Source organism: Micromonospora sp. NPDC005174 (genome assembly GCF_040608495.1).
In the GTDB taxonomy this organism is placed as follows: domain Bacteria; phylum Actinomycetota; class Actinomycetes; order Mycobacteriales; family Micromonosporaceae; genus Micromonospora.
This window is the reverse complement of sequence record NZ_JBEXIJ010000050.1, coordinates 1-13,518: the sequence shown is the minus strand read 5'-3', so window position 1 is coordinate 13,518 and position 13,518 is coordinate 1. Positions and strand designations below refer to the sequence as shown.

The following is a 13,518-nucleotide window of genomic DNA, read 5'->3' as shown; positions in this document are numbered from 1 at the left end:
TTGCGTCACGACACACCCTGCCGCATGACGCGAACCTCTTGATCACCAGGGGAAAGAGGGCAGGGTGGGGGATTTCCGCCCGGAAGTGTCGGTCCCGCCGGGTAGCGTCGCGCCACCAACTCAAGAAGGGGGGCGGCGATGACGAGCGTTGCGGGTCGGGTGGCGGCGTCGACACAGGGGTCGTTCCCTCCGTTGCCCCGCGCGGTGGCGCAGTCCTTCTACCGCCGGATGCGGGCCGTCGCGCCGGCCGCCGTGGGCGCCATCGAGCGGGACCGGTCCGCCGACGAGGCGGAGCCGTTCGTCGACACCGCCTGCGGTCGGCTGGTCCGGTCGCTCGACGACGCGGGCCTGCGCGCGCTCGGCATGTGGACGCATCACTGGTGCATGCGCTTCTACGACGACGACACGACAGTCGGCCGGCGGCTCATCGGTGAGATCGCCGCCCGTCCGGGGCTCGGCTGGACGGGCGACGAGGTGCGCTGGATGCTGCGCGAGTCGGTCTCCGCCGGCCCGGCGGCAGCGGACCGGTTCACCCTGCCCCGCGCCGCTGCCGCTCAACTGCCCGCGACCGAGCGGCCGTTCGACGAACTGACCCCCGGGGAGGTCGAGCCTCGCGCCGGAGCCACCGCGGCGAGGTGCCGGCCCGACGCGCAGACGATCTCTCCCGGCGCGCCGAGCGCCGCCGACCCGACCAGCGGGCAGCCCGCCCACATTCCCCGCCAGCGCCGGGCCGGCTGAGCGCGGCAGGATGGTACGGCGTACCGCGCCGACGGAAGGATCTCCCATGCCCGCCAGTGAACCCACCATCCTCGCCACCAGCATGGGCTTCTTCCGAGGTGACCGAGGGCCCGCCGATCTGCGTCCCGGCCCGATCTTCGAGTTGGCCGCCGAATTGGCCGAGGCCGGGCCACAGCCGCGGATCTGCTACCTCGGGCAGGCCGTCGGCGACCAGCCCACCTCGTTCGCGGCCGTCTACGGAGCGTTCGCCGACACGCGGTTCCGCCTGTCCCACCTCGCGCTGTTCCCGATGCCGAACGTCGACGACGTCCGCGCCCACCTGCTCGCCCAGGACGTGATCTGGGTGGGCGGCGGCAGCGTCGCCAACCTCGTCGCGGTCTGGCGGGTGCACGGGCTCGACGAGATCCTGCACGAGTGCTGGCAGGCCGGGGTGGTGTTGGCGGGCGTCTCGGCCGGTTCGATCTGCTGGCACGTGGGCGGTGCCACCGACAGCTTCGGCCCCCGCCTGCGGGGCTACACCGAGGCGTTGGGCTGGCTGCCGTACGGCAACGGCGTGCACTACGACAGCGAGGCCCAGCGCCGACCGTTGATGCACGGGCTGGTCGGCGACGGGACCCTACCGACCAGCCACTGCACCGACGACGGGGTCGGCCTGGTCTACCGGGGGACCCGGCTCGTCGAGGCGGTCGCCGACCGCGAGGGCGTCTCGGCGTACGAGGTGAGTCGCAGCGCGGACGGCAGTGTGCGGGAGGCGGTCATCGCGCCCCGCCTGCTTCGTTGAGGGTCGGTCAGACCCGGTCCTCGAACGCGGCGCACACGGTCGCCCGCACCTGCGGCCCCTCGATGGATCGCAGCAGCTCCCGGGCGAGGGCGATCTGGTGCGCCTCGTCGACCGCCCTGTCCATCGGGGTCAGCTCCACCCGCCACCGGAAGTAGAGGTAGTCGTCCTCGTCGGTGGCGGCGAGCCGTGGGTCGGCGTCCTCGTTGGGGTTGATCTCCAGCAGGTTGCCCCGCACGTCCACCGAGTCCCGTCGGTACGGCACCGCGTCGGGCAGCCGGGTGCGGATCAGGTCGAGCAGCTCCGCCGCCGTCAGCGGTCCGTCGACCATGATGAGGAACTGCAACGTCGTCTGCACGTGTGCCACCTTGCCAGATGCCGGACCGCTCAATCGAGCGGGAGGAACGGGCCGTTGTCGAACTTGCCGCCCCGGCGCAGCACGGAGAACTGCACCTTGTGCGGCACATGCGTGTCCATGAGTTCGCGACGCAGATGGGTGAAGTCGGTGCCCAGGTCGAAGCTGGCGAGCTGACCGTTCTCGTTGATGCGACGCAGCATCGTCTTGCGCAGCCGGGTCCCGTCCGGTGCCCGGGACAGGGAGCGCTCGGCCAGGTCGAAGAAGGTCTTGTCGTCGACGATGAGCGCCACGTCGATGTCGGAGTCCGGGCGGGCGGTGCCGCGTACGCGGCTGCCGTGGGCGACCAGGTCGCCGTCCGGAAGACCGGCCTGCCGCTGGGTCTGCCGGGCGCCTCGGGCGAACCGGGTCCACTGCCGTTCGGTGAAGCCCTGCGGGATCCGCCGCGCGGCCCGGGTGGTCGCCGCCTCGGCCGTCTCGCCCGCCACGTCGTCGGCCCGCCGCATCATGCTCCGGGCGGCCTGCGCCACGATGCCCCGGGCGGCCGTCGTGGCCCCGTCGGGCAGGTCCCGCCGTCCGGTCATGCCGTCTCACCCGACTGCCGGCGGCGCAGCACGGCGTCGAAGACCTGGGCCAGTTCGGCGGCGTCCTCGCCGGCGTGGTGGGTGTGCGGCACGTCGTGCAGACCCAGCTCGTGCTTGATCTTGCCCTTGCGGGTCTGGACCCACTCGCTGCCGGTCAGCCCCATCCAGTAGCTGCGCAGGTCGACGCCGGAGCCGGTGGCGCCGAACGGGCTGTGGCCGACGAAACGTACGAAGTACCAGTGGACGAACATGCCGTCCCAGACGGCGGGCGCGGCGAGGAAGACCGGGCGGCCGATCCGGCGCAGCCCGTTGACCCAGGCGGCCGCCGCTGCCATCGCGTCCGGCGCGGTGGGCGCCTCGCGGAGCAGCCGGTCCCGGTCCAGGCCCGACACGGCCAGCGCGGCCGGCACGAACTCGTCGGAGATGGGACGCAGCTCGGTGTAGAAGGTCAGGTCCGGACGACCGGCCACGGCCATGCCCAGCGAGATCATGCTGTACGGCCCGGGGATCGGCCCGTCCGCCTCCACGTCGACGCCGATGTACAGCTCGGGCAGGGGAGAGGTCATCCCAGGACCACCCCGATGGCCTGGTCGATCAGCATGTTCAGGACGATGTCGGTGAGCTTCTTGAAGACGGGGATCTCCAGCAGGGAGGCGCCGAACGTCGGGGCGGCCGTCGCGAGCGCCTGGATGATCTGCACCAGCAGGATGATCAGCTGGACGATGACGTTGATCTTCAGGGCGAGGACGATCAGCGCGCACACGAAGAGCGTCGCCGCCACCATCTGCGCGCCGGTGCCGCCGTCCCGCAGCACCGACATGGCCGAACCGCTGGCCTCCCAGCGCTCCTGGAACGCGGTCAACGCATCGCCCTGGTTGCCGGTCAGCACCCGCTGCGCGGCCGCCGTACCCTCCGCTGCCGCGTTGTGCAGCGAGTCGGCCATCTCCATCCACATCTGGCCGAGCTCGAACATCTTCGTCTCGTCCGACTTGGGCCAGGTGTAGCCCAGCTCGTTGAGCAGGCCGGCGAGCTCGCCGGGCAGCATGATCCCCATCGACCCGCCTACCAGCTCATCGTCGTGAACTGGGCGTCGTTGTCCTGCTCGACCAGGTCGTATTGGTCGGCCATCAGGCCCAACCCGTCACCGAAGCCGCGCAGCCCGTCGACGACCGACCCGAGGCACTCCGCCGCGATCTCCTCGGCCGCCTGGTACGACATGCCGATCAGGCCGCCCACGTCGTCGTCGCCGAAGATGTCGCCCATCGATGCCGTCCGTGCGCGCAGCGCCTCCCACTGCGCGGCGAGCTGCTCGGCGACCGTCGTCAGGTGGCCGCCGCCCTGCCGCAGCGCGGGCGGATGGACCTGGAGGTCCTCGGGCATGACATCACCTCGCTGCCTGCTGGATGCGCCGCACCGCGTCGGTGAGCGCATCGGTCATCGCCGCCATGCTGCGCACCGACTCGTTCTGCAATTCGTCGAGCTGCTGGCCCAGCGCCACCGGGTCGACCTCTGGCGCGTCGCCGGGATCACCGGCCGCGAGGCGCAGGTCGTCCAACGCCGCGTTGACCGCCAGGGTGATCTGTTCGCCGAGCATCTCGGCGCCCATCCGCAGAGCGCGGGGGTCCACCGTCACCGACTCGACGCGCTGACCGACCGCCACGACCTCGATCTGGCCGCCCGCCGCGGACCCGGTGCCCCGCGCCGGCTCGACGTCCAGGCCGTCGGGAACCTGACCGGTCGAACGCATCGACGCCAATGCCTGTCGGGTCTGCTGGAAAAGTCGGTCGAACTCCGTCACCTGGTCCACAACGCCCCCTAACGTCGCACGTGACATCGAGAGGGTAGCAACGGGATTCCAGCGCCGGGACCCGCCGACGCGCGACCAGGGGCAGCACGCGGCCCGGTCGAATCGGAGCCGCGTGGACCGGCGCGCTCGGCACCGGCGTAAGCTGGCTCGTCGTGAGTCTCACCATCGGGATCGTCGGCCTGCCCAACGTCGGCAAGAGCACGCTTTTCAACGCGTTGACCAAGAACGACGTGCTGGCGGCGAACTACCCGTTCGCCACCATCGAGCCCAACGTCGGCGTGGTCGGGCTGCCCGACGAGCGGCTGGGCAAGCTGGCCGAGATCTTCTCCTCGCAGAAGGTGCTGCCGGCGCCGGTGTCGTTCGTCGACATCGCCGGCCTGGTGCGCGGCGCGTCGAAGGGACAGGGTCGGGGCAACGCCTTCCTGGCCAACATCCGCGACGCCTCCGCGATCTGCCAGGTCGTCCGGGCCTTCTCCGACCCGAACGTGGTGCACGTCGACGGTAAGGTCTCGCCGGCCGACGACATCGAGACGATCAACACCGAGCTGATCCTCGCCGACCTGCAGACCCTGGACAAGGCGCTGCCCCGGTTGGAGAAGGAGGCCAAGCTCCGCAAGGACCGGGCTGCGGCGGTCGCCGCCGCGAAGGCCGCGATCGAGGTGCTCGACGGCGGCACCACCCTCTACTCCGGGGCCGCCGCCGCGAAGATCGAGCTGGAGCACCTGCGCGAGCTGCACCTGCTCACCACCAAGCCCTTCCTGTACGTCTTCAACGTCGACGAGGCCGAGCTGGCCAACGAGGCCTTCCTCGACGAGCTGCGTGCCCTGGTCGCCCCCGCCGAGGCCGTCTTCATGGACGCCAAGATCGAATCCGAGCTGGTGGACCTGCCCGAGGAGGAGGCCCGCGAGCTGCTGGAGTCGATCGGGCAGAACGAGCCCGGCCTCAACCAGCTCGTCCGCGTCGGCTTCCGCACGCTCGGGCTTCAGACGTACCTCACGGCCGGCCCGAAGGAAGCACGAGCCTGGACCGTCCCGACCGGCGCGACCGCGCCGGAGGCCGCGGGTGTCATCCACAGCGACTTCCAGCGCGGTTTCATCAAGGCCGAGGTGGTCTCCTACAAAGACCTGGTCGAGCACGGTTCGATGGCGGCGGCCAAGGCGGCGGGCAAGGTCCGCATCGAGGGCAAGGAGTACGTCATGCAGGACGGCGACGTGGTGGAGTTCCGCTTCAACGTGTAGTGCGGGTCCTTTCGCCCCACCCTCAGGGCCGCTGCTCGGGTCATCCCTTGCGGCCGGGCACCAGCTTGTCGAGGTCAATCGTGATCGCGAATGGTCTCGTGAGGCGTAGCTCGTGGCGGTGGATCCCCGTCGGCGCGTACAACTGGGTCGGCCCGTCCAGCTCGTAGGTGTGGATCACCGGCGCACCCTCCTCCTCCTCGACCCGCCAGTAGTTTGCGATGCCTGTCTCCGCGTACTTTCGCAGCTTCACCGTCCGGTCACGGTGAGCCGACTCCGGCGAGACCACCTCGACGACCAACAGCACCTGATCCGGCGTGTAGAACGTACGATCGGGGTCGTAGTAGGGCGCCTTCGTGGCAAGGAGGTCCGGCTCGGGACGGTTCCGCGGGTCGAGTCGGATGGTCATCTCCCGTTCGACCTCGACGCCCGCTGGCGCCTGCTTCGCGAGGGCGAACAACAAGGCGGAGACGACTCGACTGTGCCAGGCCCGCTGGGGAGACATCATGAAGACGAGTGCTCCGTCGATCAGCTCGGTGTGACGGGGGGCCTCGGCGAGATGATCGAGGTCATCGGCAAACCATCCCTCAAGGCGGGGCGGTCGCATCCACTCGGGCACCGCAGACATGGCGTCACCGTAGCATTGAGTAACGGTGGGGTCCGGCACGCTGAGGCCAGCATGACCTCGACGCAGGCTGAGTACAGCTAGAGGTGAATTCAGCTTCGGCGTGTGGCGCGTCGGGGCGCAACTTCACGCCTCCGGCCCCACGCGGGTCGGGTTCGGGCCCATGGTCGCCTTGTACTCGTCCTCGGTCAGCAGCGGCGGCGGCACCGGCCAAGGATGCCAGGTCCGGCGAGGACGGCGCGAAATCTCCCGCTGCGCGATGATGTGGACACCGACAGGCAGAGGGGCGGTGACGACGGTGGTGCTCAGCTCGTCGTTCGGTTCGGCGGCGGCCGCGTACGCCCGGCATCGCCCGGACTACGCGCAGGCCGCCGCGCGGTGGGCGGTCGAGGTCGCTCCCGGCTCGCGAGTGCTCGACCTCGGTGCGGGCACGGGCAAGCTGGCCGCCACGTTGGTGGCGCTCGGCGTCGACGTCGTGGCGGTGGAACCTGACCCGGCGATGCTCGCCCAGCTACGCCGAGAGCTGCCGACCGTGCGGGCCCTCTCGGGTAGCGCGGAGGCGATCCCCCTGCCGGACGCGTCCGTCGACGCGGTGCTGGCCGGCAACGCCCTGCACTGGTTCGACATGGCCCTCGCCGGGCCGGAGATCGCCAGAGTCCTGACACCCGGCGGTGTCCTGGCAGGATTGTGGAACGTGATGGACGACCGGGTGGACTGGGTGGCCGCCCTCGAAGGGGTCAGCGGGAGCGCGGCCATCGGTCCGCGTGACACCTGGAGCAGTTGGCGCGCGGCGACGGCAGGCCTGCTCAGGCCGGGCAACGGGACTGCCGAGCGGTTCGGTACGCCAGAGCAGGCCGAGTTTCTCCACGGGCAGCGCCGGAGCGCCGACTCCCTGGTCGCGACGCTCGCCACCCGGGCCGGGTTGCTGGTCATGCCGGAACCGGAGCGGACGGCCACGCTCGACCGAATCCGCGAGTTCCTGGCCACCCGGGCAGAGACCGCCGAGGGAGACTTCACCCTGCCCATGCTGACCGGCGTCCTTCGCGCCCGCCGACTCTGACGGACGCCGGCAGCCGCCGTCGGGGCCCTCGATCCGGCGACCTTCCGCCGGATCGACGACCGCAGCCTGCGGCTGACGTGTCACCGCTGCTGAATACACTCCACGACCGTGACGCCTCCGGATCTACGACGGTTCGGCTTCGCCTACCTGGTGCTGTGGTTCGCGATCTTCGGTGCCGGCATGCTCGTCGGTGACGACCTGATGGTCATGCTGGTCGATGTCATGTCCGGCGCTTGGCTGCCGCTGGTCGTCGTGCTGAGTTGGCTGCCATTCGGGTCGTTCATCCTCTTCCTCTTTGCGGACTCGGCACGGCTCGAGGCGCCGCCGATGCGGCAGCCCTGGCTCACCCCGATAGCGCTGTCTGGCCTCGTGCTGGCGGGCCAGGTTCCCACCATCCTCCGCAAGGACCGGCGTTCCTCGGACGCCTATCGGCTGGCCGCGCACACCCCGGTTGGCGAAGCGCTGGCCTCCGGCCTGGTCGGTGCGTTCGGTGCCGCCATGGTCTGGACGTTGCTGTTCCTCACCGCGAGGTGGCTGCGCGGCAGGATCAGCGGCCAGCGCGTGCCGTTCTTGGACAACACGTGGGGATTGCCGCCTCGGAGCAGGCGGGTCTTCGCGACGGGCGCCGCCGCGTCAGTGCTGATCGGCCTCGGCCTCGCGCTCGCCTTGTGAGCGCCAGGGTCGCGAGCTGGACCGGCGCGGCACTCTGACGGGACCTGGTGTATGCCGTCGCAGCGTGACGAACCCTGCCGCGACCAGCCCGAGCACCAGGATCGCCATACCGCAGAGGAGCAGCGTCGGGCGGGGACCGATGACACCGACCAGCGGGCCGCCGAGCATGGTGCCCAGAGGCACCGCGAGCACGAGCACGGCGCTGTTCGCGGCGAGCACCGCCGGGAGCTGCTCGGTGGACGCGCTGCGCTGGAACAGTGCCATCGACGTGGACATGTACGGCGCCCAGATCAGACCCGCCAGGGCGAAGGCCGGCAGGGAGACGCCGACGGGCGTGCCCAGGCCGAGGGGCAGCATGGCGACGCCGAACCCGATGACGATGCCGATGGTGGTTGCCCGTAGCGGCCAGTGACGGAGATGCCCGGCCACCACACCGCCGACGAGGCCGCCGACGCCGAAGGCGGTGTAGTACGCGCCGAGCAGCGTCGCGGACGCCCGCAGGTCGTCGGTGAGGTGCAGCGGCATGGCGACGTACACCGGACCGAACAGGAAGAAGAACGCGACGCTCAGCACCAGCAGACCCAGCAGTGCGGGCTGACGGCGGATGAGCGCGAACCCTGCGGTACGGGAGGCGCTGCGGTCGTACCGATGGATCGTCCCGGTGCTGGGTAGCGCGAGCCGATAGGTGAGCGCAAGCACGGCGAAGGTGGCGGCGTCGACGGCGATGACCCACACCGGCCCCACCCATCCGATGAGGATGCCCGCCAGCGGTGGGCCGACGATGGTGGCAAAGCCGGAGATGGTGGTGAGCACCGCGTTCGCCGGCAGATGGTGTCGCTGGGGCAGCAGTTCGGCGATCAGGGTGAACCGCCCGGCCGAACCCCACGAGTGCAGGAGGGCGGACGCGGCGAGCAGGACGACGTACAGCCCGATCGTCAGTGTGCCGGTCAGGTGGGCGATCGGGATCGCGGCGAGCGCGGCGGCCCGCAGGATCGCGTCCCACCCGGCGAGTTGGGCACCACTGCGTCCGCGCAGCAGCCGACCGAAAACCACCGTTCCGACAGCGCTGGGCAGGGTGTACGCGGCCACGGCGACCGCGATCCAGAGACCGCGCTGACCGGTCGGTGCGAGCTGGATGGCCAGCCAGGTCACCGCGACCACCGCCATGCCGTCGCCGAGCGCGGAGACGGCCAGCCCGGGCAGTACGCGCCGCAGCAGAGGATGGGTGACCACCGGCCAGTACAGCGAGGTGCGCGGAAATCGTGGCATGACCACAGTCGATCTGACATCGCTGCCGACGACCAGTGGAGACTGCTGTCAGCAGATTCAGCGCAGCGCGGAAGCGGTCAGGTTGCCGGGACCGGAATCGACTCGGGTTCCGCGATCACGTCTGGAGGCGCGGAACCCGAGTCGACCGTCGCTACTCCGCCCGGTAGACGGAGATGTGTGACGGGCTGTCCGCCGTGAACGGCCGCCGGTGCCAGTCGGCGTACCGCTCGGTGAGCCGCAGCCCCGCCTGCTGCGCCATCTCGTCGATCTGGTGCGGCCAGGCGTACCGCATGGCGAACGGTTTCAGGTGCACACCGTTGCCGTCGAAGGTGATGGTCTGCCGGATGAACCGCTGCGCCGGCCGGTCGTACCGGTGCAGTCGGATCGTCGCGGAGTCCTCGGTCACCTCGCGGACCTGCACCTGCTCGTCCGCATCGAAGCTGCGCGGGTCGGGGACGAACGCCTCGATGACGAACGCCCCGCCGGGCGACAACACCCGGGCGACGTTGCGGAAGCAGTCCGCCTGCCGCTCGGCGTCCACCAGGTTGAACAGCGTGTTGAAGACCAGGTACGCCAGGCGGAACGGGCCTGGCACGCCCACGTCCGCCATGTCACCGACGACCGCGGGGATCTGGTCGCCGCCGGGCTTGGCCCGCATCTGCGCCAGCATCTCCTCGGACGCCTCGATGCCGTGCACGCTGAGGCCGCGCTCGGCCAGTGGCAGCGCGACCCGGCCGGTGCCGATCGCCAGTTCCAGGACCGGACCACCGTCGGCCAGATCCGCCAGGAAGTCGACGGCGGGGGCCGGGTCGGGGTTGCCCGGGCTGTCGTAGCCGGCGGACCACAGCCGGCCGAAGAGGCCGGGATCGTCGAAGACCGACATCAGCGGCCTCCGGGGTTGTGCTCAGTGACGCGCGTCCTGGGAAGAGCAGTTCTGCTCACGAAGCCTCGTTTCCTCAAGTCGGATGACGTTCGGTCGGGGGGACTTCGTCGTGTTGGGCATGGCACTGCTCCCTTCGCGTGGCTACCGACCGAGGACACCAGAGACGCCGCGAGCCCGGCAAGGCATTTACGCCCGCCGGGCTCCCGCCCTGTCGATGTGCGGGTGAGCGATATACCTCAGAGGTATGAATATGACTCTGAGGTATATCGCTCACAACTGCATCCGCCAGCACGGAGGCAACCGAGGGTCACCGTCCGGCCGCTAGCTGCACCGTCTCGCAGTGCGGTAGAAGAAGTCCACTATCTGGCAAGACGGCGCGCCTTAGTGTCGAGGATGAAGGACCGACGACAGGGGCAGATCGACGTGACCACGCACAGACTCGACTTCGACACGAACGTCTTCGACAAGAGGTACATCGACCTGAACGGCACCCGCGAGGCCATCGTGGTCGGCGGGCGTCATCTGTTCGACCGGCTACCGCGCGCATTCGAGGGCATCAACCAGATCGGCGTCATCGGCTGGGGTCCGCAGGCCTCGGCGCAGGCGCAGAACCTGCGGGACTCGCTCGCTGGCGGTGACCTGAAGGTCGTGGTCGGCCTCCGGGCCGGCTCTTCCTCGGTCGACAAGGCCCGCGCGGCCGGGTTCAGCGAGGCCGACGGCACGCTCGGCGAGATGTTCGAGGTGATCCGCGCCTCCGACATGGTGCTGCTCCTCATCTCCGACGCCGCGATGGCAGCCCTGTACGAGCAGATCTTTGCGGCCCTGCGGCCCGGCGCCACCCTTGGCCTGTCGCACGGCTTCCTGCTCGGCTACCTCGAGCAGCAGGGCGGCAGATTCCCCGAGGGCGTCGACGTCATCGCGATGTGTCCCAAGGGAATGGGCGCCTCGGTTCGTGCCCTCTACCTGCAGGGGCGCCAGACCAACGGCGCGGGCATCAACTCGAGCATCGCGGTGGAGCAGGACGCCAGTGGGCGCGCCGTTGACCGGGCCATCGGCTGGTCGGTGGGTGTCGGCGCGCCGTACACGTTCAAGACGACGCTGCGCTCGGAGTTCCTGTCCGATCTCACCGGCGAGCGGTCCATCCTGCTCGGCGGGGTGCACGGCATCGTGGAGAGCCTCTATCGGCGCTTCCGAGCGCAGGGGCGGAGCGAGACCGACGCGTACCGCGACTCGGTCGACAGCGTGACCGGCCCGATCTCGCGGACCGTGTCGAAGGAGGGCCTGATCGGGCTGTACCGCAACCTCGACGACGACGACAGGGCAGTCTTCGCGGAGGCGTACGCCGCGGCCTACCCGGTCGGTCTGGAGCTGACCCGCGAGATCTATGACGAGGTGGCCTCCGGCAACGAGATCCGCAGCGTCATCATGGCCGGAGAACGCCTCTCCGAGTTCCCGATGGGCAAGATCGACCAGGCCGACATGTGGCGCGTCGGCGTGGTCGCCCGGCAGAACCGTGTCGACGACGACGTTCCGCTCGACCCGTTCACCGCTGGCGTGTACTGCGGCGTCATGATGGGCCAGGTCGACACGTTCATCGAGATGGGCCACCCCTACTCGGAGATCGCCAACGAATCGGTGATCGAGGCCACCGACTCGCTCAACGCGTACATGTACGCCCGGGGCGTCTCGTTCATGGTGGACAACTGCTCGACCACCGCGCGGCTGGGCGCCCGCAAGTGGGCGGCGCGCTTCGACTACCTGCTCACCCAGACCACCTACCCGGCGATCGACCACCAGACCCAGGTGCTGGACACCACGCTGGTGAAGGCGTTCGAGAACCACCCGATCCACGACGTTCTGCGCATCTGCGGCGAGATGCGACCATCTGTCAACATCTTCGTGCAGTGAACGGAGATTTCCCCGGCCCTGCTCGCTGACAGCCCGCCCCATCAGACACATCCGAGCGCCGTGAACTCGGCAGGGCACTCGTGCCCGCCGGGCTCACGGCCGGGAGGGTCGTCAGGAGATGTGGTGCAGGATCACGTTGTGGACGTGGTGGCTCTTCTGCGCGCCGCGGAACTCCACCTCGTACGTGTGGGTGCCGACGTGGATCGCGATCGCGCCGGTGGAGAAGAACGACCCACCCCAGGACTTGTTGCTGACCACGCTCACGCTGGTGATCTTCGAGTACGGGATGCTGGTGATCGCATACCGCTTACCGACGAAGGACCGATCCTGGATGATCACGCGCCGGTCGGTCAGCCCGATGAACCCGGTGCCGGTGCCGACGGCGTCGTAGACGGCGATGATCTGCTCGCCGTCGAGAAGCCCGCTCTCGATCTGCTGGACCTGCTCCTTGCGGTCGTACGCGATGTTCGCCATGCGACCCAGGTTAGGAAACCGGCGCCACCGTGCCCGGGTGGCTCGTCAGGACTCGGTGACCGCCCGGTAGGCGTCCTCGATGCGGGCGGCCAGCAGGACCTCGCCCTCGGTGAGGGGCTCGCCGTTGCCGTGCCCGACCCGGATGAGGGTGCTGTCGGACCGGCGGCTGATCTCGGGGCGCAGGTGCAGAGCGTCCGCCACGACCTTGACCCGTTCAGTCAGGGCCGCGTGTTGGGTATCGTCGATCACCAGCGTCCGCCGGATCTGTTCACCTTCCCGCGTCCAACCAGTTAGCAAGGTCAACGCGTCGGAAAGGTAGTCGTGCTTCGCTCTGCTGCTGAACAGCACGCGCATCACCGCACCCCCCAAGCGCCGTTGCCGGCTTGTGGCCAAATCGTCGCCATCCCGTGTCTTGTCGGTGCCTCCTAGTCTGTCGTCGCTCGCTGGGGGTGTCCACGCCCACACTTCCGTGTTCTATTGACCTAGCGGACGGTGTCGGTACCCAAACCGCCGATTGATCTGGCACCCTGGACGCCCGTGCAGACCGAACGGGCTAATGGTGGCGGGCAGGCCCAACGACGGGACCTGAAAGTGATCGTGGGAGCGGCGATCATCCGGGACGGACGCGTGCTCGCCTGCGCACGCTCCGCTCCGCCGGAGGTGGCCGGCATGTGGGAGTTCCCCGGTGGAAAGGTCGAGCCGGGGGAGGGCGAGGCCGAGGCCCTGATCCGGGAGTGCGCCGAGGAACTGGCCGTACGCGTCGAGATCGGCGGTCGGGTCGGCCGCAACGTCCGGATGGCCCACGGCCGCTCGGTGCTCAAGGTGTACGCCGCCCGCCTGCTGCACGGGGACGAGCCGCAGGCGCTGGAGCACCGGGCGCTGCGCTGGCTGACCGTCGACGAGCTGGACTCGGTGACCTGGCTCCCAGCCGACGCCCCCATAGTGGCAGCCCTACGCCCCCACCTAAAAACCCCCTAACCCCGCCCCCTCCCGCCCGCCCTCCCGCCCCCGCCCCCCCTCCCCCCTCCGCGGCCGACGGCGCGGTCGTCTTTCGTGGCGTGGGCCCGCCCCCTGCCGACGCCCGACCCCGCCCGCCGCCCCACCGCCCCCCCCCCCCCGCGCCCCCCCCC

17 protein-coding genes and 1 pseudogene are annotated in these 13,518 nt (G+C 69.9%); 7 read left to right on the top strand and 11 right to left on the bottom strand.

What is annotated here, in order from left to right; translation table 11 throughout:
• Positions 1 to 138 precede the first annotated feature (138 nt).
• Both ABZU91_RS31420 and ABZU91_RS31415 read left to right on the top strand, forming a co-directional pair.
• Positions 139 to 564: pseudogene (locus tag ABZU91_RS31420) on the top strand (hypothetical protein); the annotation flags it as partial.
• A gap of 220 nt (positions 565 to 784) precedes the next feature.
• Entirely contained in the window at positions 785 to 1,519 is a 735-nt protein-coding gene (locus ABZU91_RS31415; RefSeq protein WP_355248499.1) for a peptidase E, read from the top strand.
• A 7-nt stretch (positions 1,520 to 1,526) separates the two neighbouring features.
• On the opposite strand, the gene ABZU91_RS31410 is transcribed toward ABZU91_RS31415, so the two are convergent.
• From ABZU91_RS31410 to ABZU91_RS31385, 6 genes are read right to left on the bottom strand one after another with little or no spacing between them, the layout of a single operon-like run.
• The gene (locus tag ABZU91_RS31410) at positions 1,527 to 1,874 is read right to left on the bottom strand and encodes a hypothetical protein (protein WP_355248496.1); all 348 of its coding nucleotides are present in this window, start codon (positions 1,872 to 1,874) and stop codon (positions 1,527 to 1,529) included.
• Positions 1,875 to 1,903: 29 nt separating this feature from the next.
• The gene (locus ABZU91_RS31405; RefSeq protein ID WP_355248493.1) at positions 1,904 to 2,455 is read right to left on the bottom strand and encodes a nucleotidyltransferase domain-containing protein; all 552 of its coding nucleotides are present in this window, start codon (positions 2,453 to 2,455) and stop codon (positions 1,904 to 1,906) included.
• Positions 2,452 to 3,021, bottom strand: coding sequence for an exonuclease (locus ABZU91_RS31400; RefSeq protein WP_355248490.1), 570 nt, complete (start codon positions 3,019 to 3,021; stop codon positions 2,452 to 2,454). Before ABZU91_RS31400 ends, ABZU91_RS31405 begins: the two co-directional genes overlap by 4 nt.
• Complete coding sequence (locus ABZU91_RS31395) at positions 3,018 to 3,509, bottom strand: hypothetical protein (protein ID WP_355248487.1); 492 nt, start codon at positions 3,507 to 3,509, stop codon at positions 3,018 to 3,020. Before ABZU91_RS31395 ends, ABZU91_RS31400 begins: the two co-directional genes overlap by 4 nt.
• A gap of 8 nt (positions 3,510 to 3,517) precedes the next feature.
• On the bottom strand, positions 3,518 to 3,835 hold the full coding sequence (locus ABZU91_RS31390; RefSeq protein WP_355248484.1) for a type VII secretion target: 318 nt from the start codon (positions 3,833 to 3,835) through the stop codon (positions 3,518 to 3,520).
• A 4-nt stretch (positions 3,836 to 3,839) separates the two neighbouring features.
• The gene (locus ABZU91_RS31385) at positions 3,840 to 4,262 is read right to left on the bottom strand and encodes a YbaB/EbfC family nucleoid-associated protein (protein WP_355248481.1); all 423 of its coding nucleotides are present in this window, start codon (positions 4,260 to 4,262) and stop codon (positions 3,840 to 3,842) included.
• 152 nt (positions 4,263 to 4,414) lie between these two features.
• Between ABZU91_RS31385 and ychF the strand changes: the two genes are divergently transcribed.
• The gene (ychF, locus tag ABZU91_RS31380) at positions 4,415 to 5,500 is read left to right on the top strand and encodes a redox-regulated ATPase YchF (protein ID WP_355248478.1); all 1,086 of its coding nucleotides are present in this window, start codon (positions 4,415 to 4,417) and stop codon (positions 5,498 to 5,500) included.
• A gap of 40 nt (positions 5,501 to 5,540) precedes the next feature.
• Here the strand turns inward: ychF and ABZU91_RS31375 are convergent, their stop codons facing one another.
• Positions 5,541 to 6,164, bottom strand: a complete 624-nt coding sequence (locus tag ABZU91_RS31375) for a Uma2 family endonuclease (protein WP_355248475.1) — start codon at positions 6,162 to 6,164, stop codon at positions 5,541 to 5,543.
• 247 nt (positions 6,165 to 6,411) lie between these two features.
• Here ABZU91_RS31375 and ABZU91_RS31370 point away from each other — a divergent pair, with 247 nt between their 5' ends.
• Both ABZU91_RS31370 and ABZU91_RS31365 read left to right on the top strand, forming a co-directional pair.
• On the top strand, positions 6,412 to 7,182 hold the full coding sequence (locus ABZU91_RS31370) for a class I SAM-dependent methyltransferase (RefSeq protein WP_355248472.1): 771 nt from the start codon (positions 6,412 to 6,414) through the stop codon (positions 7,180 to 7,182).
• Positions 7,183 to 7,290: 108 nt separating this feature from the next.
• A complete protein-coding gene (locus ABZU91_RS31365) occupies positions 7,291 to 7,854 on the top strand; it encodes a hypothetical protein (RefSeq protein ID WP_355248469.1) in 564 nt (187 codons plus the stop codon).
• Here ABZU91_RS31365 and ABZU91_RS31360 read toward each other — a convergent pair.
• Together ABZU91_RS31360 and ABZU91_RS31355 are read right to left on the bottom strand one after the other, a co-directional pair.
• On the bottom strand, positions 7,816 to 9,123 hold the full coding sequence (locus tag ABZU91_RS31360) for an MFS transporter (protein WP_355248466.1): 1,308 nt from the start codon (positions 9,121 to 9,123) through the stop codon (positions 7,816 to 7,818). The genes ABZU91_RS31365 and ABZU91_RS31360 overlap by 39 nt on opposite strands.
• A gap of 151 nt (positions 9,124 to 9,274) precedes the next feature.
• The gene (locus tag ABZU91_RS31355) at positions 9,275 to 10,006 is read right to left on the bottom strand and encodes a class I SAM-dependent methyltransferase (protein ID WP_355248463.1); all 732 of its coding nucleotides are present in this window, start codon (positions 10,004 to 10,006) and stop codon (positions 9,275 to 9,277) included.
• A 423-nt stretch (positions 10,007 to 10,429) separates the two neighbouring features.
• On the opposite strand from ABZU91_RS31355, the gene ABZU91_RS31350 reads away from it, so the two are divergent.
• Positions 10,430 to 11,914, top strand: a complete 1,485-nt coding sequence (locus ABZU91_RS31350; protein WP_355248460.1) for a hypothetical protein — start codon at positions 10,430 to 10,432, stop codon at positions 11,912 to 11,914.
• A 111-nt stretch (positions 11,915 to 12,025) separates the two neighbouring features.
• Here ABZU91_RS31350 and ABZU91_RS31345 read toward each other — a convergent pair whose 3' ends face one another.
• Both ABZU91_RS31345 and ABZU91_RS31340 read right to left on the bottom strand, forming a co-directional pair.
• Positions 12,026 to 12,388: a PH domain-containing protein gene (locus ABZU91_RS31345; RefSeq protein WP_355050625.1), complete on the bottom strand. Its 363-nt coding sequence runs from the start codon at positions 12,386 to 12,388 to the stop codon at positions 12,026 to 12,028.
• Between the two features lie 45 nt (positions 12,389 to 12,433).
• Positions 12,434 to 12,742 carry a 4a-hydroxytetrahydrobiopterin dehydratase gene (locus ABZU91_RS31340; protein ID WP_355248457.1) on the bottom strand — a complete coding sequence of 103 codons (309 nt, stop codon included), beginning with the start codon at positions 12,740 to 12,742 and terminating at the stop codon, positions 12,434 to 12,436.
• Between the two features lie 183 nt (positions 12,743 to 12,925).
• On the opposite strand from ABZU91_RS31340, the gene ABZU91_RS31335 reads away from it, so the two are divergent.
• The gene (locus tag ABZU91_RS31335; protein WP_355248454.1) at positions 12,926 to 13,366 is read left to right on the top strand and encodes a (deoxy)nucleoside triphosphate pyrophosphohydrolase; all 441 of its coding nucleotides are present in this window, start codon (positions 12,926 to 12,928) and stop codon (positions 13,364 to 13,366) included.
• Positions 13,367 to 13,518: the final 152 nt, after the last annotated feature.

Bases quoted from the DNA above. Each gene is read 5' to 3' on its own strand.
- ABZU91_RS31415 (WP_355248499.1), top strand. From the start codon at position 785: ATGCCCGCCAGTGAACCCACCATCCTCGCCACCAGCATGGGCTTCTTC.
- ABZU91_RS31405 (WP_355248493.1), bottom strand. From the start codon at position 2,455: ATGACCGGACGGCGGGACCTGCCCGACGGGGCCACGACGGCCGCCCGG.
- ABZU91_RS31400 (WP_355248490.1), bottom strand. From the start codon at position 3,021: ATGACCTCTCCCCTGCCCGAGCTGTACATCGGCGTCGACGTGGAGGCG.
- ABZU91_RS31395 (WP_355248487.1), bottom strand. From the start codon at position 3,509: ATGGGGATCATGCTGCCCGGCGAGCTCGCCGGCCTGCTCAACGAGCTG.
- ABZU91_RS31390 (WP_355248484.1), bottom strand. From the start codon at position 3,835: ATGCCCGAGGACCTCCAGGTCCATCCGCCCGCGCTGCGGCAGGGCGGC.
- ABZU91_RS31360 (WP_355248466.1), bottom strand. From the start codon at position 9,123: ATGCCACGATTTCCGCGCACCTCGCTGTACTGGCCGGTGGTCACCCAT.
- ABZU91_RS31355 (WP_355248463.1), bottom strand. From the start codon at position 10,006: ATGTCGGTCTTCGACGATCCCGGCCTCTTCGGCCGGCTGTGGTCCGCC.
- ABZU91_RS31345 (WP_355050625.1), bottom strand. From the start codon at position 12,388: ATGGCGAACATCGCGTACGACCGCAAGGAGCAGGTCCAGCAGATCGAG.
- ABZU91_RS31340 (WP_355248457.1), bottom strand. From the start codon at position 12,742: ATGCGCGTGCTGTTCAGCAGCAGAGCGAAGCACGACTACCTTTCCGAC.